The organism is Polaromonas sp. P1_H6, from assembly GCF_056405195.1.
Genome location: NZ_JBFUCN010000006.1, coordinates 189,524 through 209,790 on the forward strand (window position 1 = coordinate 189,524; position 20,267 = coordinate 209,790).

The window sequence follows — 20,267 nt, forward strand, 5'->3', positions numbered from 1 at the left end:
CCTGGCCCTCAGGCGCCCAGGTGTGTAGCCAGCTGGTCAAAGGTGCCGCCATAACCCTGGGCCATGGACGGCTGCAGGTCCTCGAAATACCGGCGTTCGGCCGCGCTCTCGCCGAAAGGCCGGGCGCGCAATGACACGATGGTGTTTCCATCGCGCTCCGTGAAGCTCACCGAGTTTTTGATTTCAAGCGGGCAGTCCTCGCTGAAGGGCGCGCGTGCCATGCCGCAGTTTTCATTCGAGAACGAGTTGAGCCAGACCAGGCGTTCCTGCGGGACGATCTCGCGGTAGTTGAAGCGCCCCCACATCGTGGGCGCATTCGGGAACTTCATGGCGTAGTGGAAAAAGCCGCCCGGCCTGAACTCAAAACGAAAAACCTCGATGGCGCAGCCCTTGGGGCCCCACCAGTGGCCGAGTTGGGCGGCTTCGCTCCAGGCTTGCCAGACGCGCTCGCGCGGCGCCTTGAACACACGGTCTATCAGGAAGAGGAAGGCCGGGCTGCCGGCCTTGGCGTCGTCATTTGGAGGCATTTTTCTTTCCTTTCGATGGATTGGATGGTGTGGGGGCTGTCGATTGCAAAAAAGCGTCCAGCCGTTCGAAGCTGTCTTCCCAGACATGGCGGTACAGCGCCATCCAGCTCGCGACTTCCTGCAGCGGCGCGGCTTCCAGGCGGCAGGGCCGGGTCTGGGCCGCCCGTCCGCGTGAGATCAGGCCCGCGCGTTCCAGCACTTTCAGGTGCTTGGAGATGGAAGGCTGGCTCATGTCAAAGGGGGCGGCCAACTCATTGACCGTGGCCTCGCCCGCGGCAAGCCGCGCGACGATGGCGCGGCGGGTCGGGTCGGCGAGGGCGGCGAAGGCCTTGTTCAGGGTGTCGGCGGAGGGTGTCATGTTCCTGCTTGGTTATATAGCTATTTGGATATATTAAGGCGGTGGCGTGGCGCTGTCAACCCGGCGCTCAGGGCGCCGGTCCGGCGTTTACACGCGCCGCTGCGCGAAGTAAAACCATTCCTGACCGACTTCGCCGCGCGGGTTGGGAAACACCACAAAGCCGTCGGCCGGCGCGGTGATGGCCTCGCCGCCGTGCCGCGTGCCTATGGCCTCGCCGGCCTTGACCGCGTCAAAGCTGCGCCATTCGCGGGTGAAGCTGTCGCCCACATGTTCGCGGTCTATCACGTCGACCAGGCGCAGGATTTTGCGCTCCATGGGGACCGGCGCGGCAGGCTGCGCCACCAGGCCCAGCAAACCCAGCGTCTGCAAAATCGCATAACGCGCCACCTGCACCGCCTGCGGGTCTTCATGCTGCCCGCATTCGAGTGTCACGCCGTAGCCGCCGCGCGAACGCATGTATTCCGTCGTGCCCACACCGTAGTTCGGGTCCGTCACCAGGCTTTGCGCGCGCGTGCCGCCGCTGGCTTCGGCCACCGCCGTGCGCCGCTTCACGCCGCGCGCATAAGTCTCCAGCCAGCCTTCGACGATGCGGTGCGGCCCGGTGTGCAGCGCCAGCTGCATTTCCTCGGGCGCATGGGTGAAGGGTTCCAGCGCGCCCTGGTTGTTCTGCGGGCCGATCATCACGAAGGGCGCGCCGCCGGTGTGGAAGGAATGCAGATCCAGCAGCACATCGTGCGCATCCAGCAGCGGGCACAGCACGTTGGCGATGCGGTCTTCAAAATCCTGCGGGATCGCGCTGGGCGCCATATTGCGGTTCAGGTTGCGTTCGCCCATGCGCTGCTTGAGGCTGTAAGCCAGCGGATTGGTCACCGGCACAAAGGTCACGGTACCGCGTTCGATGGCCAGCGCGCCGCTGTCGACTTCTTCGAGCAACTGCGTGATGGCCCGCGTGCCGCAGGTCTCGTTGCCGTGCACGGCGCCGGTGACCAGCAGGCGCGGGCCGGGGGCCAGGCCGTGATAGGTGTGGGCGCGCAGGTGGGTGGGGTGTTTGGGGGGCATGGGGTATTACCGTGGGATGAATGGGGAGGGCGGGGCGGCCGGCCCGATGCCGGCCATGCCGCGTTCATGTGACGTTATAGCGCAGGGCCGGGTGGGTGCCGTAAATTCACGGTATACATTAGCCCCAATCGTGGTCAAGCCCGCGGCCAACAAAAATCCCGTATGCACGCTGCCTGCAAAACCCTTTTCCTGGCGCTGCTCATCAGCCTGGTGCTTTTTGCGATTGCCTTCGGCACGCCTGTGCTGAGCATGTTCACTTCGGCCAAGGTCCTGGAATGGGTGGGCTGTGCATCGGCCGGTTTTGACACACCGGCCATACGCTGCGGCTACGGCGGTGGCGGCGCGGTCAGCGAGCGCTTTGGTCCGCTGAGCTACTGGTTCACCACCTTGCTGGCGCCTTATTTCCTGGTCAAGCACTTCTGGGATGTGATGCTGGCCTGGCTGGCGCTGATCCTGCTGTTTGGCGGGCTGGCTACCGTCTGCGGCAACAGCAAGCCTGCGCCGAAACGGCCTGCATGGCCGGACACGCGCCCTGAAACCTGAGCGCATATTTTGGCCTTTTTGCCTATGATGGATGCGTCGCTTGCAAAGACGGAGGCATCATGGACGCTGACCTTGAAAGCTTGTCGCGTGAACAGCTCATCGCTGAAGTGAAGAGATTGCGGCAGGGCATTCGCGAACACCGCGACAGCACCGGGCACGAGCTGTGCTGGCACCATCCCGCGCTGTGGTCGCTGCTGCCGGAAAAGACAGATCCGCTTCCGGTGGTGCCCGACTGGCCGCAATTTTTGCAGGGCTGCCTGCGCTACCGCCAGTCGCTCGACGAACAATTGCCGCAGGCCCCCCGGAGCGACAAGCCCTACCGGGACTGACTTTACAAAGCTGGGCTGGAAACAGGTGCAATTACGGTAATAATGCAACTAGATTGCGTTAATTGAAAATCAGTAGCCCTTCATCGCTGCGCCCAACTTTCCTTCCATGACTGACCGCCCGGCCGACCCGATAGACACCCTGCTTTCCGCCCACGGACTGCGCCGCACGGCGGCGGCGCGGCTGGTGCTGGGCTGGCTGCTGGCGCACCCCGACATCAGCTACACCCATGCGCAGCTGCAGGCGGCGCTGGCGGACGATGCCGAGCTGGCGCTGGACCGCGTCACCCTGTACCGCTTGATAGATCGGCTCACGCAGGTGGGGCTCTTGCTGTGCCGCGTCGATGCCAAACGCGTGCGGCGCTACCAGGCCATGCCCAGCAGCGTGCACGCGATCCCGCACTTTGAATGCCAGAGCTGCCACCGCGACAGCTCGCTGGACGGCGCGTTCTCAGGGGCCCTGAAAGCCAATGCCAATGACCTGGAGCGTGCCGCGCAGACCGCGCTGGAAGCGCTCAAGGCCCTGGGTTACCAGGGCACCAGCATGGACTTCGCGGTGCGCGGCGTCTGTGCCGACTGCGCAACGGCGGCGCCGGCGACGGCTTTTTCATGATCAGCACGCGCCAGCTGGTTTACCGCTACGCGGGCGGTGGCCCCGAACTGCGCTTCGAGGACGTGGACGTGGCCCAGGGCGGCGTGCTGCTGCTGCGCGGCGCTTCGGGCTCGGGCAAGTCGACCTGGCTGGCGCTGGCCGCCGGTTTGCTGGCGCCGGCCGAAGGCGAGATCACGGTGGCGGGGCAATCATTGAAGACATTGGGCAAGCTTGCGAGTGATGCCTGGCGTGCTGCCACTGTCGGCTTTCTGCCGCAGAAATTGCATTTGAGCGCGGCGCTCACGGTGCATGGCAACCTGGCCATGGCGCAGTGGGCCGCGGGCCGGCCGGCCGACGAAAGCCGCATCGGCGAGGCGCTGGCCGCGCTCGACGTGCAGGCGCTGGCGCAGCGCAAGCCGGCGCAGCTCTCGGGCGGCCAGGCGCAGCGCGTGGCGCTGGCGCGCGCGGTGCTGCTCAAGCCGCGGGTGATCCTGGCGGACGAGCCTACGGCCAGCCTGGACGACGAGGCCGCGTCGGCTTCGCTGGACTTGCTGCGGGCCACGGCGCGGCAGCAGGGCGCGACGCTGGTGATCGCCACGCACGATGCGCGCGTGGCGGAGTTTTTCAGGGACGAAAAAAGCCTCAAGGCCCTGCAACTGGGGCGCCGGCCAACATGAAGACGATTGCTTTCGCCTGGCGCTACCTGTGGTCGCGTCCGCTGGCCGCGGCGCTCAACCTGCTGCTGCTGACACTGGGCCTGGCGTCCATCACATTTTTGCTGCTGGTGGGCCACCAGATCAACCAGGCCTTCGACCGCGACCTGGCGGGCATCGACGTGGTGGTGGGCGCCAAGGGCAGCCCCATGCAGCTTATCCTCTCGGGCGTGTTCCACCTCGACGTGCCGACCGGCAATGTGCCGCTGGCAGCGGTGAAGGAACTCGAAAAACACCCGCAGGTCGCCAAGATCATTCCGATCAGCCTGGGCGACAGCTTTCGCGGCTTTCGCATCGTGGGCACCACGCCCGACTACATCAGCCACTACGAGGCGCAACTGGCGCAGGGCACGCTGTGGGCCAAGCCCATGCAGGCGGTGATAGGTGCGCAGGTCGCGCGGCAGACCGGCCTCAAAGTGGGCGACAGCTTCACCGGCACGCACGGCCTGGGCGGCGGCGGTGAAGAGCACAAACTGAGCCCCTATGTGGTGTCCGGTGTACTGTCGCCCAGCCGCACGGTGCTGGACCGCCTGGTGCTGACGGCCACCGAATCGGTCTGGCAGGTGCACGAGACCGATACCGCGCTGGACGACGACGACCGCAAGGTGCTGGAAGAAGACCGCGAAATCACGCTGGCGCTGATCCAGTACAAAACGCCGCTGGCGGCGGTGACCTTCCCGCGCTACATCAACAGCAGCACCGAGATGCAGGCCGCGGCGCCGGCGCTGGAGATCACGCGCTTGCTCAGCATGGTGGGCGTGGGCACCGACGTGCTGCGCGCACTGGCCGGCGTGCTGCTGCTCACGGCCGGCCTGAGCGTGTTCATCGCGCTGTGGGGCGCGGTGCGCGAGCGCCGGGCCGACCTGGCGCTGCTGCGCATGCTGGGCGCGCCGCCGCGCAAGGTGGCCGGCCTGCTGCTGTGCGAGGCACTGTGGCTGGCCTTGCTGGCCACTGTGCTGGGCGTGATGGCGGGGCAGGGCCTGACGGCGCTGCTGGGCTGGGCGCTGCAGCTCGAAAAATCTGTGTTGATCGGCGCGATGTCGTGGCCGGTCGAACTGGTAAGTGTGCCGGTATTGGCCCTGGGGGTGGCGCTGGCGTCCGCGCTGCTGCCCGCCTGGGAGGCCTACCGGGTCAGTGTGTTTGAACTTCTCCAATCAAGGTAACTTTTATGCCAAGCCTTCGTTTCGCCCAGCAATTCCTCAAGTTCTCGCCCGTCCTGGGCGGCGTGGCCGCGCTGGCCCTGAGCGCCACTTTTTCGCTGGCCCATGCGCAGCACAGCGACAAGGAAACCAAGGAAGACATCCAGCGCCACCGCGCCATGGCCGCCGCCCATGAAAACGCGGCCAAATGCCTGGAGTCGGGTAAAAAAGACGAGGTCTGCGAAAAAGAACTGCAGGCCGCTTGCAAAGGGCTGGCCGTCGGCAAATACTGCGGCATGAAGCACGTTCACTGAGCCTGGGGCATCATCAGGCCTGAACCGTCGCCACACCCCCAGGAGTCCCGCATGCACCCCATCCTTCGCCATTGCCTGAGCCACGCCGGCGCGCTGGCCTGCGGCCTGTCCATTACGGCCGCGGGCCTGCAGGCGCAGACCCTGTCTTCGCCGGTGGCGGGCGGCGCCAAGCCGGCTGCTGCTGCGGCGCCGGGTTTTGACCTGCCGGTGGGCCAGGGTGCGGGCGTGCATGGCGCCAACAGCCCGTTCCCGCCGCTGGCGGCCCGCACTGACGTGGTGCCCTGGTCGGTGCTGACGGCGGTGAAAACCAAAAGCGAGAAGAACCGCATCCTGCCGGTCTTTACCCTGGACCAGATGGCGCTGAACCAGAAGACGCAGCGCATCCAGGGTTTCATGATGCCGCTGGACCCGGGCGAAAAACAAAAGCATTTCCTGCTGTCGTCGGTGCCGCTGACCTGCGCCTTCTGCCTGCCCGGCGGGCCGGAGAGCATGGTCGAGGTCAAGACCAAGACGCCGGTGAAGTACAGCATGGAGCCGGTGGTGGTGGAGGGGCGCTTCCTGGTCCTCAATGACGATTCCTACGGCCTCTATTACCGGATCACGGATGCCACCAGCGTCAAATAAGCGCCGCTCACAAAACCCTCCTGGCGTTGTTGCGCCGCCTTGCCGTACTGGTGTACTGTCTGCGGCGACGCGCCTAGCCAGGACCGCTTCGCTGGGTTTTGTGAACGGCTTCAAGTCAGGACTCCTTCGTCCATGAATGCCTTGTCGCGCGTTCCAGCGCGGACCTTGCCCTGGCTGTTGGCCGCCGCGCTGCTGCTTGCGCAACTGCTGGGGCTGATGCACGGCGTGGTGCATGGCCCGCAGGCGCATGTCCATGCGCAATCACATGTGCATCACGACGGCCATCAGCATCAGCAGGAACACTCTGCGCTTGCGCATGCCGAAGAAGAGGGCGACGACGGCTGGCTGGCCTCGTTGTTTTCCTCGCATGACGGCGATTCGGACTGCCGCCTGTTCGACCAGGCCAGCCATGGCCAGGCGGCGCCTGCGTTTCCCCTGCTGAGTTTGCCGCTGGTGCTGTCCAGCGTGGCTTTTGACATCTCCCGCGGCGAAGCACTCGCCCGCTGGGCGGCGCTGTTCGACGCGCGCGGCCCGCCTTCCACTCGCTGAATTTCCCCTCTGCTTGTTTAGCGCCGGCCGCCAGGCCAGGCGCAGCTTTGCTCTTCTTCTTTTCCGATTCAGCGAGTCATCATGAAACCACCTTTTATCAGCCACGCGCTTTGCGTCGCGGCAACGCTCTCTTGCGGCCTGGCGAATGCCCAGACCGCCTCGCCGGCGCCCGCGCCCAGCCTGAAAGAAATCACCGTCACCGGCAACCCGCTCGGTTCCACCGATCTGATCGCGCCCGCGGCGCAGTACTCGGGTGCCGGGCTGCTGTTGCGCGCCAAAACCACGCTGGGCGAAACCCTGGACGGCGTGCCCGGTGTGAGCAGCACCTACTTCGGCCCCAACGCGAGCCGCCCCATCATCCGCGGCCTGGACGGCGACCGCATCCGCATCCTGGGCAATGGCGGCGCGACGCTGGATGCTTCCAGCCTGAGCTATGACCACGCGGTGACGGCCGATCCCATCAGCATCGAACGCGTCGAGGTGCTGCGCGGCCCCGGCGCCTTGCTTTATGGCGGCAGCGCCGTGGGCGGTGTGGTCAACGTCATCGACAACCGCATCCCGCGCGAGGCGCTGTTCGATGAAAAGGGCGGCGTGGGCGGCAAGGTCGACCTGGGCCTTGCCAGCGGCAACCGCGAGAAACGCAGCGGCGTGCTGCTCGAAGGCGGCAACAACCGTTACGCCCTGCATGTGGATGTGTTCAACCGCGAAACCGGTGACGTGAAGGTGCCCACGGACCTGGCCTGCGGCAAGGGCGGCGTGAACACCATTACCAACCGCATCTGCAATTCCGACAGCAAAGTCCGCGGCGGCGCGGCCGGCGGTTCGGTGTTTTTTGACCACGGCTACCTGGGCGCGTCGGTCAGCACTTACCGCAGCAACTACGGCACGGTGGCCGAAGACGACGTGACGATCGACATGAAGTCGAATCGCGTGGCGCTGGAAGGCGAGGTGCGCGACCTGGGCGGCTTCATCCGCAGCGTGAAGGGCCAGTTGAGCCACACCGACTACCAGCACACCGAGTTTGAAGGCCCGAATCCCGGCACCGTGTTCAAGAACAAGGGCAGCGATCTGCGGCTGGAAGCGCGGCATGCGCGCATCGGAAACCTGGAGGGCCTGGTCGGCTTCCAGGCCGAGAACAACCGCTTCTCGGCCGACGGCGCGGAGGCTTTCGCACCCTACAGCAAGACTTCGCAGAACGCCATGTTCGCTTATGAAGAGTACGCCACGGGCTGGGGCAAACTCAGTTTTGGAGGGCGGCTGGAGTCGGTCAAGGTGGAGTCGCTGGGCAACCCGCTGGTGGCGCGCTTCGCACCGCTGACGCGCGACTTCACGCCGCACAGCTATGCGCTGGGTGCTTTGTGGAACGCGGCGCCGGGCTGGCAACTCACCAGCAACCTGGCTTACACCGAACGCGCGCCCAAGGACTATGAACTCTTCGCCCAGGGCCCCCATGTGGCGACCAAGGCCTGGGAAACCGGCGACCCCACCCTGGGCAAGGAAAAGTCGACCAGCCTGGACCTGGGCGCCAACTGGAAGTCGGGCGCCAACAGTTTTAGCGCCAACGCCTATGTGCACCGCTTCAAGAACTACGTCGGGCTGCTGGCCACGGGCAACCAATACGGGCAGGAAGACGGTGCACTGAACCCCGCCGACCTGGATGGCGACGGTGTGGACGACAGCAACCCGGACAACAGCCTGCTGCCGGAGTTTGCCTACACCGGCGTGCGCGCGCGCTTCGTGGGCCTGGAAGCCAGCGGCAACATACGCCTGTTGGAAGGCGCGTCCAGCCTGGACCTGGCGCTGCGCGGGGACGTCGTGCGCGCCACCAACCTCAGCAACGGCCAGCCGCTGCCGCGCATCGCGCCGGCACGCCTGGGCGCCAGCCTGATCTGGGCCAGCGGGCCTTGGGGCAGCAGCATAGGTTTTGACCACTCGATGGCGCAGAACCGCGTGGCCGCCGGCCAGCGCGCCACTTCGGCTTACACGCTGTGGAACCTGGCGGCCACCTACCGCATGAAGGCCGGCGCCAGCAACGTCCTCTGGTACGCAAAGGTGGATAACCTGACCAACCAGCTGGCCTACAGCGCGGCCTCGGTGCTGACGACCACGGCTTTCCTCAAGGCGCCGCTGCCGGGGCGCAGCCTGAAAGTGGGAATGCAGCTGGCATTCTAGGCAGCCACCGGGAGCATGGGCCGGGCATGTCGCGGTGGTTCGCAAGCTAAGATTACGCCAATGAACACGCTTGTCTTTGAGTCCCTGTTCCCGGTTGTGCTGTTGATCGCCGCGGGGTTTTTCGCCGGCCGGGCGCAGTGGATCGGGGCGAATGCCATCAAGGACCTTTCAAACCTGATCTTCCTGCTGCTCACGCCGGCCCTGCTGTTTCGCACCATGAGCCGGGTGCGCATCGAGCAGCTCGATTTCAAGCCGGTGCTGGCCTACTTCCTGGCGGTCATCGTGCTTTTTGGCGGCACCCTGCTGGTGCAGGGCTTCAACCGCCGCGCCGCCGTGCTGGCGCTGGCCAACACCTTTTCCAACACCGTCATGATCGGCATCGCGCTGATAGGCTTGATGTACGGGCCCCAGGGCCTGGTGACGCTGTTCACGCTGGTCTCGGTGCATTCGCTGGTGCTGCTGACCAGCGCCACCGTGGTGCTGGAGCTTGCGGTGGCCCATGAACAAAAACTCGGCACCAGCGACGAAGTGACGAGCGCGCCGCGGCACCCGGTGGCTACCGTGATGATGGCCGTGAAAAACGCGCTGCTGCACCCGGTGCCGCTCCCCATCATCGCCGGGCTGCTGTTCGCGCAGACCGGTTTCACGATTCCCGCGGTCGTCGACAAACCCCTGGAACTGCTGGCCACCGCCTTCGGCCCGCTCGCGCTGGTGCTGGTCGGTGTGACGCTGGCCAACACGCGTGTGGGCGAGCACTGGCGCCAGGCGCTGGCCCTGGCCGGGGTGAAGAATTTGCTGCACCCGCTGCTGGTGTTCGGCCTGTGCCGGCTGCTGGGCGTGAGCGGCGTGCCCATGGCGGTGATGGTGGTGGCTTCGGCCCTGCCGATCGGCGCCAACGTGTTCTTGTTTTCCCAGCGCTACAAGGTCGCCGAAGAGCTGATCACCGCCAGCGTGGTGGTCTCCACCGCGCTGGCCCTGGTGACGCTGACCGTGGTGCTGATCCTGGTCGGCCATTTCGGCTGACGCCTAATCCGGAGTCTTTCTGATGCAATTCCTCCAGTCATTGCCGGTGTCGGCGCAGACCATAGGCCTGCTGCTGCTGTCCAACGTGTTCATGACCTTCGCCTGGTACGGCCACCTGAAGAACCTGGCGACCTCGCCCTGGTACGTCGCCGCGCTGATCAGCTGGGGCATCGCCCTGTTTGAATACCTGCTGCAGGTACCCGGCAACCGCATAGGCTTCACCCAGTTCAGCGTCGGCCAGCTCAAGATCATGCAGGAGGTCATCACCCTCAGCGTGTTCGTGCCCTTCGCGGTGTTCTACCTGAACGAGCCGCTCAAGCTCGATTACCTGTGGGCGGCGCTGTGCATGGTCGGCGCCGTTTACTTTATCTTCCGCTCCGCCTGATCCGCGCAATGGCTGTTTAGCCAAGCAGGGGCCGCGGAACCGGCTTCGCCGGGCCGCAGGCGCAGCGGCCCCCTCGGGGGGCAGGGAGCTACACGAAGTGAGCGACCGTGGGGGCGGGTTAAACTTCCGGCAGTTACAAAAACGTCATATTTTTGACTTAATTCCTGAGGAAACAACATGCTGTTTGGCAAATTGCTGCCGCGCGAAGGCAATTTTTTCGAGATGTTCAACCAGCATGCAGAACGCATCGTGGAGGCGGCCCACGCCTTTTCCAAGCTGGTCGCCAACTACAGCGACGTGGAAAAGCGCGAAGCCTTCAACCGCGAAGTCGACCATGCCGAACGCGCCGCCGACCGCATCACGCATGAAGTCAACCGCGCGTTGCACAAGACCTTCATCACGCCCATCGACCGCGAGCAGATCCACAAGCTCATCAACACCATGGACGACGTGGCAGACCTGATCCAGGATTCGGCCGAAACCATGGCGCTGTATGACGTACGCCACATGACGGAGGACATCGTCCGGCTGACCGACCTCAGCGTCAAATGCTGCGAGCGCCTGCAGGACGCCGTGGCGCTGATCGAAAAAGTCAGCGACGCCGCGACGGCCGAAGCCGCGCTCAAGACCTGCGAGGAAATCGACAAGCTTGAATCCGACGCCGACCGCGTGATGCGCTCGGCCATGAGCCGGCTGTTCCGCGAAGAGCCCGACGTGCGCGAAGTCATCAAGCTCAAGGCTGTGTACGAATTGCTCGAAACCATCACCGACAAGTGCGAGGACGTGGCCAACCTGATCGAGGGCATCGTCCTCGAGAACTCCTGAACCCGGGCGCCTGAATCATGCAAACCGTACAGGCCGCCCTGTGGGTGGTGTTCCTGCTGGTCTTCCTGGCCATCGCCTTCGACTTCATGAACGGCTTTCATGACGCGGCCAATTCCATCGCCACGGTGGTCTCGACGGGCGTGCTCAAGCCGGGGCAGGCGGTGTTGTTCGCCGCCTTCTTCAACTTCCTCGCGTATTTCATCTTCCACCTGAGCGTGGCGGCGACCATAGGCAAGGGCATCGTGATGCCCGGGGTGGTCGACACCCATGTGGTGTTCGGCGCGCTGGCGGGGGCGATCACCTGGAACATCGTCACCTGGTACTACGGCATTCCCAGCAGTTCCTCGCATGCGCTGATAGGCGGCATCGTGGGGGCCGTGATCGCCAAGGCCGGCGCCAGTGCGCTGATCGCTTCAGGCGTCTTCAAGGTGGTGGCCTTTATTTTCGTGTCGCCCCTGCTGGGGTTCTTGCTGGGTTCGCTGATGATGGTGGCGGTGGCCTGGGTGTGTCGCAGGACGACCCCGTCGAAGGCCGACCGATGGTTTCGCCGGCTGCAGCTGGTGTCCGCGGGCGCCTACAGCCTGGGCCATGGCGGCAACGACGCGCAGAAAACCGCCGGCATCATCTGGCTGCTGCTGATCGCCGCGACCACCAGCAACGTGCAGGGCCTGCCGGTCTGGATGATGGCGACCACCGAGCACCTGCCGATCTGGGTGGTCATCGTCTGCTACATCGCCATCGGCTTCGGCACCATGTTCGGCGGCTGGCGCATCGTCAAAACCATGGGCCAGAAGATCACCAAGCTCAAGCCCGTGGGCGGCTTTTGCGCCGAAACCGGTGGCGCGCTGACGCTGTTTCTGGCAACCGCGCTGGGCATTCCCGTTTCCACCACACACACCATCACCGGCGCCATCGTCGGCGTGGGCTCCACGCAGCGCGCCTCGGCGGTGCGCTGGGGCGTGGCCGGCAACATCGTCTGGGCCTGGATTTTCACCATTCCCGCTTCGGCCTTTGTCGCTGCGATCGCGTATTGGGTCAGTCTTCAGGTGTTCTGATCACTGGGATATTTTCTTCGCTTCTTCAACTTGATATTCGAAGTAGCGCTGGAAGCTGAACACGATGCTGGACATCAGTGAAATCGTGCCGAACAGCAGCGCAAACACCACCGCGCCTATGGTCAGCCAGTTGGTGTTGCCGGCCTGGGTGGCCGGTGTGCCGGCGTTGTGCAGCGCATTCCATTTTTCCGTCGGCATCAGGCCGTAGTAAATCGCGGTCAGGGCCGTGCCGGCCAGGGTGAAGCCCAGCAGGGGTATCAGCACCCAGGCGAGGTGGTCGTCCTGGCCGTACAGCCGCACGCGCTCCACGCCCCACCAGCCCAGGGCGGCGGCGATGGGATGCAGCCAGGCCCAGACGTCGCCCAGGCCGAACAGGTAAAGGCGATGCACGCCGAGCTGGCCGGTGATGAAGGCCAGCCAGGCGGCCAGGGTTTTGTTTTTGGGGGATTTGGGGGCGGAGGAGGCGGTCTGCATGCGGCGATTATGCGGCGTGCTGTTCGGGCGGCGGCTGCGTGTCGCCTGCGCCCAGGGTCTTTTCCATGATGACGATGTCGCGCCAGGCACCGAATTTCCAGCCGCAGGAGCGGACCGTGCCGACTTCGGTGAAGCCGAGCGAGCGGTGCACGCCCACCGAGCCGACATTGGCGGAGTCACCTATCACCGCCATGGCCTTGCGTATGCCCGCGGCCTCAAACCGTGCCAGCAGTTCGGCCAGCAGGGCGCGGCCCAGGCCCTTGCGGTGCTGGTCGGGGGCCAGGTAAATCGAGTCTTCCACCGAGAACCGGTAGGCCGGGCGCGGCTTGAACCAGTTGCCGTAGGCGAAGCCGGCGATCTGGCCGTCCTGCTCGGCGACGAGGTAGGGCAGGCCTTTGGACAGCACGTCGGCACGGCGGGTGGCCATATCGGCGACGCTGGGCGCTTCGGTTTCAAAGGTTCCCGTGCCGTGCAGCACATGGTGGCCGTAAATGGCGGTGATGGCGGGAATGTCTTCGTCGCGGCTGGGGCGTATGAGGGGCATGGAGGAGGGCGCGCAGGGCGGTTGGAGGCAGCGAAAGGCAGGGAAGAAGAGCGAATTTCCGGGAAAACCGTCCGGCAGGCTATAATCTCAGGCTTTGCAGCAATTCGCTGGCCGGGTGGCCATGTCGTGTGTCTCAAGCGCTGCAGAACATTGGGGTATCTACTTTACCGGTAAGCCCCACCACCCGAAGGATAAATCATGGTCGTCATTCGACTTGCACGCGGCGGTTCCAAGCACCGTCCTTTTTTCAACATTGTTGTGGCTGACAAACGCGTTCGCCGCGACGGCCGTTTCATTGAGCGCATCGGTTTTTACAACCCGATCGCCAAAGGTGGCGAAGAGAGCCTGCGCATTGCGCAAGACCGCCTGACCCATTGGATCGGTGTCGGCGCACAGCCGTCCCCGACCGTGGAGCGCCTGGTCAAGCAAGGCGCCGCCAAGGCCGCCTGATCTCCAGAAACTTATTCAAGTTTCGATGCAGCCCGGCCTCTCGCCGTCCGCGGGCTTGACACCCTCAAGCCTGCCGGGCGACGCCATCGAAGTCGGGCGCATCCTGGATGCCTGGGGCGTCAAGGGCTGGGTGAAAATCCTGCCGCACAGCACCGATCCAGAAGCGCTTTTCGCGGCTAAATCCTGGTTTTTGCAGGCGCCTGACGCCAAATTCCGCCCGGGTTTCACCCTGTTTTCCGGCACCGTCACGCTCAGCGTGGACGAGGCCAAAGTCCATTCCGATTCCGTCGTCGCCAAGTTCACCGGCCTGGACGACCGCAATGCCGCCGAGGCCTTGCGCGGCGCCCGCATCTTTTTGCCGCGCAGCAGCTTTCCCGCCGCCTCCAAGGACGAGTACTACTGGGTCGACCTGATCGGCCTGAAGGTGGTCAACCGCGAAGGCGTTGGCTTGGGGCTTGTACGCGACCTGATGGCCACCGGCCCGCATTCCGTGCTCTGCGTGGAATACACCACCCAGCAGGAAGATGGCAGCAGCGCCACCGCCGAACGCATGATTCCCTTTGTCTCGGTCTATGTCGACGCCGTCGACATCGCCGGCAAGTGCATCACCGTGGACTGGCAGCCCGACTACTGAGGCCTGCCGCTTTCCGGGGTCCCTTTCGGGGCCTTTCCCGTCCCATTTCCCCTCAGCGCCCGGCTCGCGCAAAATAGCCTTTCCATGCGCTTTGACGTCATCACCCTGTTTCCCGAACTCTTCGCGCCTTTCGTGGCCAGCGGCGTCACTCGCCGTGCCTATGAATCGGGCCTGGTCGAAGTCAAGCTCTGGAACCCGCGCGAATATGCCGACGGCAATTACCGCCGGGTGGACGACCGGCCATTTGGCGGCGGCCCCGGCATGGTGATGATGGCCGAGCCGCTGGCGCTGTGCCTCGCAGCCATCCACGCCGACCGCGCCGCCGCCGGTGCGCTCAAGGTGCCGACAGTGCTGTTTTCGCCCATAGGCAAGGTGCTGGACCATGCCGGCGTCGAAAGCTGGTCGGCCGGCGCCGGTGCGGTGCTGGTTTGCGGCCGCTACGAGGGGCTGGACCAGCGTTTCATCCAGGCCCACGTCGACCTGCAGATCAGCCTGGGCGACTTTGTGCTGTCGGGCGGCGAAGTCGCCGCCATGGCCCTGCTGGACGCGGTGGCCCGGCTGCAGCCCGGCGTGCTCAATGACGAAGGCAGCCACCAGTTCGACAGCTTCAACCCGGCGCTGGACGGCCTGCTTGACTGCCCGCACTACACCCGGCCTGAAAGCTGGCGCGGCCAGCCGGTGCCGGCCACCCTGATGTCGGGGAACCACGCCCACATCGAGCGCTGGCGGCGTGAGCGGCGGCTGGCGTTGACGCAACACGAGCGCCCCGAATTGGTGCAAAAAGCGCGTGAGAGTGGTCATTTGAGCGAAAGCGACGAGGCTTTTCTGGCCGATCTGGTCGAAAACCCGGACAAAGACGCTTGAGCAAAGCCTCGGCTTGCTATAATCAAAGGCTTTTCGATCCTCTGGCGGCCACCGCAACCATCTGAACCATCTCCGGATGAATCCATGGATTTGCGGTCTTTAGCGTAGCGCGTGCATGAACGAAAAAGTTAGATGGAAAAATCATGAATCTGATCCAGACCCTCGAGCAGGAAGAAATCTCCCGCCTCAACAAAACCATTCCCGCTTACGCACCTGGCGACACCGTCATTGTCAGCGTGAACGTGGTTGAAGGCACCCGCAAGCGTGTGCAGGCTTTTGAAGGCGTGGTGATTGCCAAGCGCAATCGCGGCCTCAATTCCAGCTTCATCGTCCGCAAGATCTCCAATGGCGAAGGCGTCGAGCGCACCTTCCAGGTGTACAGCCCGCTGATCGCCAAGATTGAAGTCAAGCGCCGCGGTGATGTGCGTCGCGCCAAGCTGTACTACCTGCGTAGCCGCAGCGGCAAATCCGCACGTATCAAGGAAAAGCTGGGCGCCAAGGCTGCGTAAAAGCAGCGTTGCCCCTGAAAAAGCCGCTCTCAATGAGCGGCTTTTTTGTGCCTGTTACGCTGTGCTCCTCTTCCTCTTCTCATGAACTCCTCCAAGCCGCTGCCCAAGTTTGACCCCCGCAGCATCCCGGTGCTGGGCATTGACGACCACCTGGCCGGCGTGCCGATGGATCGGCTGTCGGCGCAGGCCCTGCGCGAGCGCTTCCGGCATCCGCCGGTCTGGACGCCCGAGCACAGCGTCGAGAAAAAATTCACCGACCGTACGCCGGCACTGGCAGCCGTGCTGGTGCCGCTGGTCATGCGCGACGAGTTGACCCTGTTGCTGACCGAACGCACCACCAACCTCTCCACGCATTCCGGCCAGGTCGCCCTGCCGGGCGGCCGCACGGACGACACCGACCGCGACGCGGTGGACACCGCCTTGCGTGAAGCCCACGAGGAAATCGGCCTGCCGCGCGACCATGTGGAGGTGCTGGGAACCTTGCCAACCTACGTCACCGGCACGGCCTTCATCATCACGCCGGTGGTGGCGTTGGTGAAGCCCGGCTTCGCGCTGCAGCCCAATCCCGGCGAAGTGGCCGATGTGTTCGAAGTGCCGTTAGGCTATCTGATGAACCCCGCCCACCACCGCCGCCACGAGTTCGAATTCGACGGCGTCATCCGGCAGTGGCTGTCCATGCCGTACTCCGACCCCTCCGGCGAAAGCGACAGCAGCGAAGCCCGCGAGCGCTATATCTGGGGCGCGACGGCCGGTATGCTGCGCAACCTCTACCGTTTTCTCAGCGCCTGAGGTCCCTCGGGGGCCCGCTATCAAGTCAAGCAGGGGCCGCGGGACTGGCTTAGCCAGACCGCAGGCGCAGCGGCCCCCTCGGGGGGCAGGGAGCTACACGCAGTGAGCGACCGTGGGGGCCAAGTTATGATTCCAGCATGAGCTTTTTTGCCGTTTTGTTTGCACTCATCATCGAACAGGCCCGGCCACTGGCCCGTGGCAACTGGATCCATGCAGGCTTTCGCGGCTGGGCGCGCTGGACCAACCGCAGCCTGGACGCCGGCAAACCGCACCACGGCTGGATCGCCTGGACGGTCGCCGTCATGGTGCCGGCGCTGGTCACCATGCTGATCCACTGGCTGCTCTGGAACATCAACATCGTGCTGGCTTTTGCCTGGAGCGTGGCAATCCTGTATGTCACGCTGGGCTTCCGCCAATTCAGCCATTACTTCACCGACATACGCGACGCGCTGGACGACGGCGATGAGGCCACGGCGCGCGAACTGCTGGCCCAGTGGCGGCAGGTGGATGCCAGCGAACTGCCACGCAGTGAAATCGTGCGCCATGTCATTGAGTATTCGGTGCTGGCCGCGCATCGCCACGTCTTCGGCGTGCTGGGTTGGTTTTCGGTGCTGGCCGCGCTGGGCCTGGGGCCGGCGGGCGCGGTGCTGTATCGCATGAGCGAATTCGTTTCGCGTTACTGGGCCTACAAACGCAAAACCGCCGCAGCGGCGGGCGAGGGCGCCAGCATGGCGCTGCAACTGGCCGCCAGCCGCGCCTGGGGCGTGATCGACTATGTGCCGGCGCGTGTCACATCGCTAGGCTTCGCGGTCGTCGGCAGTTTTGAGGACGCGATCGACGCCTGGCGCACCTATACGCAGCGCTTCCCGGCGAATGCGCCTTCGGCTTCCGAGAACCGCAACGACGGCATCATCCTGGCCGCCACCTCCGGCGCCGTCAACGTGCGCCTGGGCGGCGAGGTGCTCAAGGCCACCTTCTCACCGGACAGTTCCCAAGGCTTCCAGGCCGGCGGGCTTGATGCGGAAGACGGCATCGCCACCGAGGCCACGCCGGGCCGCGAGCCCGAAGTCGCGCACCTGCGCAGCATCGTGGGGCTGGTGTGGCGCTCCGTGGTGCTCTGGATGGTGTTGCTGGCCTTGCTGACGCTGGCCCGCCTGCTCGGCTGAGCGGCCCGCCGCTCAAACACTTCCCTCAATACCGGCTCTGCGAGAGCTCCGCGAACAGTTCGCTGTACAGGCGATAGCGGTTGGCGCTGATGCTGCTGGGATGGTCGGTCGCATTGACCTCCGCAATCACGCCGCAGCCCGGTTCATGCAGGTGCGTGCAGTTGTAGAACTTGCAGTCCTGGGCGTGGATCTTCAGGTCCGGCATGTAGCCGGCCAGGCGCATGGGCTCGATGTGGTGCAGGCCGAATTCCTGGAATCCCGGCGAATCGATCAATGCCGTGGCCCGCGTGTTTCCGTCGCCGGTGTCCACCCAATACAGCGTCGTGCTGGTGGTGGTGTGCTTGCCTGAGTTGAGGGCCTGCGAGATTTCGGCGGTCAGCACGCGTGCCCCGGGCACCAGCAGGTTGGTCAGGCTGCTTTTGCCGGCGCCTGAGGGCCCCAGCACCAGGGTTTTTTTGCCGCGCAGCAGTTCGACCAGTTCCTGCAATTCCGCCGCTTGGGTGGTCGCCGGCCTGGAGCCTTCGGCTTTGGGCTTGATCGCGAGCGAGAGCATGCGGTAGCCCATGGTCCTGTAGGGTGCCAGCTTGGCCCATGCACGAGTGAAGGGCTCGCCCAGGTCGCTTTTGTTGAGCGCGATAACGGGCGTGATGCCTTCGGCTTCGGCGGCGATCAGGGCGCGGGTCAACTGGCTTTCCGAGAATTCGGGTTCGGCGGCGATCAGGATCAGCACCTGGTCCAGGTTGGCCGCGAAGGACTTGGTGCGCATCTCGTCCTGGCGGTAAAACAGGTTGCTGCGCTCCTCGATTTTTTCGATCGTGCCCTCGTCTTCCGAAGGCAGCCAGCGGATGCGGTCACCGACCACGGCCTGGCTTTTTTTGCCGCGCGGGTGGCAGATCAGGCGCTCGCCGGCCTCGGTTTCCACCAGCACGTGGCGGCCGAAGCCGGCCACCACCAGCCCCGGCTGCGTCCCCGTCATGGGGGCCGCTGCAGGGCGTTGCGGTTTGCTCAAGCCAGCAGGGCGTCTACCTTCGACGCGCAGAAGAAGTCGCTGACGGAAACGCCGTCCACATCGTGCGTATTGAAGCGCACCGTGCATTTACCGTAGCTCACCGCGAGGTCGGGATGGTGGTCCTCGGCGTTGGCGATGAAGGCCAGCGCGTTCACGAAGGCGATGGTCTCGTAGTAGTTTTTGAAGCTGTAGGTTTTTTCCAGCGAGCCGTCGATCAGGCGCCAGCCCAGTGCTTGCTCGCCGTTGAGTTTGCTCAGCTGCGTGACGATCTCGGTGGCGCTCAGGGCCCGGCGGTTCTGGTGGATGGGGTTGCTCATGTCGCGGCGCTTTCAAGGGAAGGGGTCATGCGGCCCAGCCGCTCGGAAGCCGGCGGGTGCGAGTAGTAGAACTTCACGAACACCGGGTCGGGCGTCAGTGTGCTGGCATTGTCCTGGTAGAGCTTGAGCAGCGCGCTCTGCAAGTCCTTGCCGTCCGTCTGGCCGACGGCATAGGCATCGGCCTCGAACTCGTGCTTGCGCGAGAACTGGGCGAACAGCGGCGAGATAAAAAAGCTGAACAGCGGCACCACCAGCAAAAACAGCAGCAAGGCCAGCGCGTCGTTGGCGCCATCCAGGTTGGGGCGCACGCCCAGGCCCGTGTAAAACCACACCTGCGACGACAGCCAGCCCAGCAGCGCGAAGCCTGCCAGGCTCATGGCGAACATGGAGACGATGCGCTTGATGATGTGTTTGTGCTTGAAGTGCCCTAGCTCATGGGCCAATACGGCATCGACCTCGCCGGGGTTCAGCTGCTTGAGCAGGGTGTCGTAAAACACCACGCGCTTGGCCGCGCCGAAGCCGGTGAAGTAGGCATTGGCATGGGCAGAGCGCTTGCTGCCGTCCATGACGAACAGTCCTTTGGCCGCGAAGCCGCAGCGCTGCATCAGGGCCGTCACGCGTGCCTTCAGCGCTTCATCTTCGAGCGGCTTGAACTTGTTGAACATGGGCGCGATGACGGTGGGGTAGAGCACCAGCACCAGAAGGTTGAAGCCCATCCAGGCACCCCAGGCCCAGAGCCACCAGAGGCGGCCCGCGCTGCCCATCAGCCACAGGATCAGCGCCACGATGGGCAAGCCTATGACCAGGCCCACCAGCGTGGATTTCACGAGGTCGGCCAGCCAGAGCTTGAACGTCATCTTGTTGAAGCCGAAACGCTCCTCGATGCGGAAGGTGCTGTACAGCGTGAAGGGCAAATCCAGCACACCGCTGATCAGGCCGAAGGCGCCCAGCAGGGCCAGTTGGGGAAGCAGGGTGCCGTAAGCGCCCAGGCTGGAGCCGGCCAGTGCCTGGTTCAGCGCGTCTATGCCGCCCAGCAGGGTCCAGCCCAGCAGTACGGCGGCGCCAAACGCCATCTCCAGCATGCCGAAGCGGGCCTTGGCGATGGTGTAGTCGGCTGCCTTCTGGTGCGCTTCGAGCGAGATGGTGCCGGCAAATGCCGCGGGCACGGCGCCGCGGTGGCGCGCCACGTGGCGGATCTGCCGCGAAGCCAGGTAGAACTTGGCCAGCAGGCCCAGCACCAGCACGGCTGAGAACACCCCGGTGAAAACAAGCGAATAGTCGGTCATAGCGGGCAGTTTAGGCGATCA

General features: G+C 64.7%; 27 protein-coding genes. 19 read left to right on the top strand and 8 right to left on the bottom strand.

What is annotated here, in order from left to right:
* Positions 1-8: 8 nt before the first annotated feature.
* The 3 genes from AC1D1F_RS07940 to AC1D1F_RS07950 form a co-directional block, all read right to left on the bottom strand.
* Positions 9-527 carry an SRPBCC family protein gene (locus AC1D1F_RS07940; RefSeq protein ID WP_477677364.1) on the bottom strand — a complete coding sequence of 173 codons (519 nt, stop codon included), beginning with the start codon at positions 525-527 and terminating at the stop codon, positions 9-11.
* The gene (locus AC1D1F_RS07945) at positions 514-885 is read right to left on the bottom strand and encodes an ArsR/SmtB family transcription factor (RefSeq protein ID WP_477677363.1); all 372 of its coding nucleotides are present in this window, start codon (positions 883-885) and stop codon (positions 514-516) included. Before AC1D1F_RS07945 ends, AC1D1F_RS07940 begins: the two co-directional genes overlap by 14 nt.
* A gap of 87 nt (positions 886-972) precedes the next feature.
* The gene (locus AC1D1F_RS07950) at positions 973-1,944 is read right to left on the bottom strand and encodes a M14 family metallopeptidase (protein WP_477696038.1); all 972 of its coding nucleotides are present in this window, start codon (positions 1,942-1,944) and stop codon (positions 973-975) included.
* Between the two features lie 162 nt (positions 1,945-2,106).
* On the opposite strand from AC1D1F_RS07950, the gene AC1D1F_RS07955 reads away from it, so the two are divergent.
* The 13 genes from AC1D1F_RS07955 to AC1D1F_RS08015 all read left to right on the top strand — a co-directional run bounded on the left by AC1D1F_RS07955 (position 2,107) and on the right by AC1D1F_RS08015 (position 12,204).
* Positions 2,107-2,487 (top strand): hypothetical protein, encoded by a 381-nt coding sequence (locus AC1D1F_RS07955; protein WP_477677361.1) that lies wholly within the window; start codon positions 2,107-2,109, stop codon positions 2,485-2,487.
* Positions 2,488-2,546: 59 nt separating this feature from the next.
* On the top strand, positions 2,547-2,816 hold the full coding sequence (locus AC1D1F_RS07960; protein WP_477677360.1) for a hypothetical protein: 270 nt from the start codon (positions 2,547-2,549) through the stop codon (positions 2,814-2,816).
* Between the two features lie 106 nt (positions 2,817-2,922).
* Entirely contained in the window at positions 2,923-3,426 is a 504-nt protein-coding gene (locus tag AC1D1F_RS07965) for a Fur family transcriptional regulator (protein ID WP_477677359.1), read from the top strand.
* The gene (locus AC1D1F_RS07970; RefSeq protein WP_477677358.1) at positions 3,423-4,082 is read left to right on the top strand and encodes an ABC transporter ATP-binding protein; all 660 of its coding nucleotides are present in this window, start codon (positions 3,423-3,425) and stop codon (positions 4,080-4,082) included. The genes AC1D1F_RS07965 and AC1D1F_RS07970 overlap by 4 nt, the downstream gene beginning before the upstream one ends.
* A complete protein-coding gene (locus AC1D1F_RS07975) occupies positions 4,079-5,281 on the top strand; it encodes an ABC transporter permease (RefSeq protein WP_477677357.1) in 1,203 nt (400 codons plus the stop codon). The genes AC1D1F_RS07970 and AC1D1F_RS07975 overlap by 4 nt, the downstream gene beginning before the upstream one ends.
* Before the next feature lie 5 nt (positions 5,282-5,286).
* Positions 5,287-5,571, top strand: a complete 285-nt coding sequence (locus tag AC1D1F_RS07980) for a hypothetical protein (protein ID WP_477653482.1) — start codon at positions 5,287-5,289, stop codon at positions 5,569-5,571.
* 51 nt (positions 5,572-5,622) lie between these two features.
* Positions 5,623-6,195: a DUF3299 domain-containing protein gene (locus tag AC1D1F_RS07985; protein ID WP_477677356.1), complete on the top strand. Its 573-nt coding sequence runs from the start codon at positions 5,623-5,625 to the stop codon at positions 6,193-6,195.
* 132 nt (positions 6,196-6,327) lie between these two features.
* Positions 6,328-6,744 carry a hypothetical protein gene (locus tag AC1D1F_RS07990; protein WP_477677355.1) on the top strand — a complete coding sequence of 139 codons (417 nt, stop codon included), beginning with the start codon at positions 6,328-6,330 and terminating at the stop codon, positions 6,742-6,744.
* An 81-nt stretch (positions 6,745-6,825) separates the two neighbouring features.
* Positions 6,826-8,916, top strand: coding sequence for a TonB-dependent receptor (locus AC1D1F_RS07995; RefSeq protein ID WP_477677354.1), 2,091 nt, complete (start codon positions 6,826-6,828; stop codon positions 8,914-8,916).
* 60 nt (positions 8,917-8,976) lie between these two features.
* Positions 8,977-9,939: an AEC family transporter gene (locus tag AC1D1F_RS08000; protein ID WP_477677353.1), complete on the top strand. Its 963-nt coding sequence runs from the start codon at positions 8,977-8,979 to the stop codon at positions 9,937-9,939.
* Positions 9,940-9,961: 22 nt separating this feature from the next.
* Entirely contained in the window at positions 9,962-10,324 is a 363-nt protein-coding gene (locus tag AC1D1F_RS08005) for a DMT family protein (RefSeq protein ID WP_436157857.1), read from the top strand.
* A 177-nt stretch (positions 10,325-10,501) separates the two neighbouring features.
* A complete protein-coding gene (locus AC1D1F_RS08010; RefSeq protein WP_413327724.1) occupies positions 10,502-11,149 on the top strand; it encodes a DUF47 domain-containing protein in 648 nt (215 codons plus the stop codon).
* A gap of 17 nt (positions 11,150-11,166) precedes the next feature.
* A complete protein-coding gene (locus AC1D1F_RS08015) occupies positions 11,167-12,204 on the top strand; it encodes an inorganic phosphate transporter (RefSeq protein ID WP_477696037.1) in 1,038 nt (345 codons plus the stop codon).
* Here AC1D1F_RS08015 and AC1D1F_RS08020 read toward each other — a convergent pair whose 3' ends face one another.
* Both AC1D1F_RS08020 and AC1D1F_RS08025 read right to left on the bottom strand, forming a co-directional pair.
* Positions 12,205-12,678: a hypothetical protein gene (locus AC1D1F_RS08020; protein ID WP_477675271.1), complete on the bottom strand. Its 474-nt coding sequence runs from the start codon at positions 12,676-12,678 to the stop codon at positions 12,205-12,207.
* 7 nt (positions 12,679-12,685) lie between these two features.
* Positions 12,686-13,222 carry an N-acetyltransferase family protein gene (locus AC1D1F_RS08025; protein WP_477696036.1) on the bottom strand — a complete coding sequence of 179 codons (537 nt, stop codon included), beginning with the start codon at positions 13,220-13,222 and terminating at the stop codon, positions 12,686-12,688.
* 198 nt (positions 13,223-13,420) lie between these two features.
* Here AC1D1F_RS08025 and rpsP point away from each other — a divergent pair, with 198 nt between their 5' ends.
* The 6 genes from rpsP to AC1D1F_RS08055 all read left to right on the top strand — a co-directional run bounded on the left by rpsP (position 13,421) and on the right by AC1D1F_RS08055 (position 17,634).
* Positions 13,421-13,672: a 30S ribosomal protein S16 gene (gene rpsP / locus AC1D1F_RS08030; RefSeq protein WP_436157853.1), complete on the top strand. Its 252-nt coding sequence runs from the start codon at positions 13,421-13,423 to the stop codon at positions 13,670-13,672.
* 25 nt (positions 13,673-13,697) lie between these two features.
* Positions 13,698-14,306, top strand: a complete 609-nt coding sequence (gene rimM / locus AC1D1F_RS08035; RefSeq protein ID WP_477675269.1) for a ribosome maturation factor RimM — start codon at positions 13,698-13,700, stop codon at positions 14,304-14,306.
* 84 nt (positions 14,307-14,390) lie between these two features.
* The gene (trmD, locus tag AC1D1F_RS08040) at positions 14,391-15,170 is read left to right on the top strand and encodes a tRNA (guanosine(37)-N1)-methyltransferase TrmD (RefSeq protein WP_477675268.1); all 780 of its coding nucleotides are present in this window, start codon (positions 14,391-14,393) and stop codon (positions 15,168-15,170) included.
* A 143-nt stretch (positions 15,171-15,313) separates the two neighbouring features.
* The gene (gene rplS / locus AC1D1F_RS08045; protein ID WP_436157850.1) at positions 15,314-15,679 is read left to right on the top strand and encodes a 50S ribosomal protein L19; all 366 of its coding nucleotides are present in this window, start codon (positions 15,314-15,316) and stop codon (positions 15,677-15,679) included.
* An 81-nt stretch (positions 15,680-15,760) separates the two neighbouring features.
* Positions 15,761-16,468, top strand: a complete 708-nt coding sequence (locus tag AC1D1F_RS08050) for a CoA pyrophosphatase (protein ID WP_477696035.1) — start codon at positions 15,761-15,763, stop codon at positions 16,466-16,468.
* Between the two features lie 137 nt (positions 16,469-16,605).
* Positions 16,606-17,634 (top strand): CobD/CbiB family protein, encoded by a 1,029-nt coding sequence (locus AC1D1F_RS08055; protein ID WP_477696034.1) that lies wholly within the window; start codon positions 16,606-16,608, stop codon positions 17,632-17,634.
* Positions 17,635-17,659: 25 nt separating this feature from the next.
* Here the strand turns inward: AC1D1F_RS08055 and rsgA are convergent, their stop codons facing one another.
* From rsgA to AC1D1F_RS08070, 3 genes are read right to left on the bottom strand one after another with little or no spacing between them, the layout of a single operon-like run.
* Positions 17,660-18,643, bottom strand: coding sequence for a ribosome small subunit-dependent GTPase A (gene rsgA, locus AC1D1F_RS08060; protein ID WP_477675265.1), 984 nt, complete (start codon positions 18,641-18,643; stop codon positions 17,660-17,662).
* A complete protein-coding gene (locus tag AC1D1F_RS08065; protein WP_436157846.1) occupies positions 18,640-18,960 on the bottom strand; it encodes a 4a-hydroxytetrahydrobiopterin dehydratase in 321 nt (106 codons plus the stop codon). The genes rsgA and AC1D1F_RS08065 overlap by 4 nt, the downstream gene beginning before the upstream one ends.
* Positions 18,957-20,246, bottom strand: coding sequence for a M48 family metallopeptidase (locus tag AC1D1F_RS08070; RefSeq protein WP_477700694.1), 1,290 nt, complete (start codon positions 20,244-20,246; stop codon positions 18,957-18,959). The genes AC1D1F_RS08065 and AC1D1F_RS08070 overlap by 4 nt, the downstream gene beginning before the upstream one ends.
* Between the last annotated feature and the right edge of the window lie 21 nt (positions 20,247-20,267).

Excerpts from the sequence above, each read along its gene's own strand:
- AC1D1F_RS07975 (WP_477677357.1), top strand. The coding sequence starts at position 4,079 with ATGAAGACGATTGCTTTCGCCTGGCGCTACCTGTGGTCGCGTCCGCTG.
- rpsP (WP_436157853.1), top strand. The coding sequence starts at position 13,421 with ATGGTCGTCATTCGACTTGCACGCGGCGGTTCCAAGCACCGTCCTTTT.
- rimM (WP_477675269.1), top strand. The coding sequence starts at position 13,698 with ATGCAGCCCGGCCTCTCGCCGTCCGCGGGCTTGACACCCTCAAGCCTG.
- AC1D1F_RS08055 (WP_477696034.1), top strand. The coding sequence starts at position 16,606 with ATGAGCTTTTTTGCCGTTTTGTTTGCACTCATCATCGAACAGGCCCGG.
- AC1D1F_RS08065 (WP_436157846.1), bottom strand. The coding sequence starts at position 18,960 with ATGAGCAACCCCATCCACCAGAACCGCCGGGCCCTGAGCGCCACCGAG.
- AC1D1F_RS07990 (WP_477677355.1), top strand. The coding sequence starts at position 6,328 with ATGAATGCCTTGTCGCGCGTTCCAGCGCGGACCTTGCCCTGGCTGTTG.
- AC1D1F_RS07945 (WP_477677363.1), bottom strand. The coding sequence starts at position 885 with ATGACACCCTCCGCCGACACCCTGAACAAGGCCTTCGCCGCCCTCGCC.
- AC1D1F_RS08070 (WP_477700694.1), bottom strand. The coding sequence starts at position 20,246 with ATGACCGACTATTCGCTTGTTTTCACCGGGGTGTTCTCAGCCGTGCTG.
- trmD (WP_477675268.1), top strand. The coding sequence starts at position 14,391 with ATGCGCTTTGACGTCATCACCCTGTTTCCCGAACTCTTCGCGCCTTTC.
- AC1D1F_RS07955 (WP_477677361.1), top strand. The coding sequence starts at position 2,107 with ATGCACGCTGCCTGCAAAACCCTTTTCCTGGCGCTGCTCATCAGCCTG.
- AC1D1F_RS08005 (WP_436157857.1), top strand. The coding sequence starts at position 9,962 with ATGCAATTCCTCCAGTCATTGCCGGTGTCGGCGCAGACCATAGGCCTG.
- AC1D1F_RS07940 (WP_477677364.1), bottom strand. The coding sequence starts at position 527 with ATGCCTCCAAATGACGACGCCAAGGCCGGCAGCCCGGCCTTCCTCTTC.
- AC1D1F_RS08025 (WP_477696036.1), bottom strand. The coding sequence starts at position 13,222 with ATGCCCCTCATACGCCCCAGCCGCGACGAAGACATTCCCGCCATCACC.
- AC1D1F_RS08010 (WP_413327724.1), top strand. The coding sequence starts at position 10,502 with ATGCTGTTTGGCAAATTGCTGCCGCGCGAAGGCAATTTTTTCGAGATG.
- AC1D1F_RS07960 (WP_477677360.1), top strand. The coding sequence starts at position 2,547 with ATGGACGCTGACCTTGAAAGCTTGTCGCGTGAACAGCTCATCGCTGAA.
- AC1D1F_RS07980 (WP_477653482.1), top strand. The coding sequence starts at position 5,287 with ATGCCAAGCCTTCGTTTCGCCCAGCAATTCCTCAAGTTCTCGCCCGTC.
- rplS (WP_436157850.1), top strand. The coding sequence starts at position 15,314 with ATGAATCTGATCCAGACCCTCGAGCAGGAAGAAATCTCCCGCCTCAAC.
- AC1D1F_RS07985 (WP_477677356.1), top strand. The coding sequence starts at position 5,623 with ATGCACCCCATCCTTCGCCATTGCCTGAGCCACGCCGGCGCGCTGGCC.
- AC1D1F_RS07950 (WP_477696038.1), bottom strand. The coding sequence starts at position 1,944 with ATGCCCCCCAAACACCCCACCCACCTGCGCGCCCACACCTATCACGGC.
- AC1D1F_RS08020 (WP_477675271.1), bottom strand. The coding sequence starts at position 12,678 with ATGCAGACCGCCTCCTCCGCCCCCAAATCCCCCAAAAACAAAACCCTG.
- AC1D1F_RS07995 (WP_477677354.1), top strand. The coding sequence starts at position 6,826 with ATGAAACCACCTTTTATCAGCCACGCGCTTTGCGTCGCGGCAACGCTC.
- AC1D1F_RS08015 (WP_477696037.1), top strand. The coding sequence starts at position 11,167 with ATGCAAACCGTACAGGCCGCCCTGTGGGTGGTGTTCCTGCTGGTCTTC.
- AC1D1F_RS08050 (WP_477696035.1), top strand. The coding sequence starts at position 15,761 with ATGAACTCCTCCAAGCCGCTGCCCAAGTTTGACCCCCGCAGCATCCCG.
- AC1D1F_RS07965 (WP_477677359.1), top strand. The coding sequence starts at position 2,923 with ATGACTGACCGCCCGGCCGACCCGATAGACACCCTGCTTTCCGCCCAC.
- AC1D1F_RS07970 (WP_477677358.1), top strand. The coding sequence starts at position 3,423 with ATGATCAGCACGCGCCAGCTGGTTTACCGCTACGCGGGCGGTGGCCCC.
- AC1D1F_RS08000 (WP_477677353.1), top strand. The coding sequence starts at position 8,977 with ATGAACACGCTTGTCTTTGAGTCCCTGTTCCCGGTTGTGCTGTTGATC.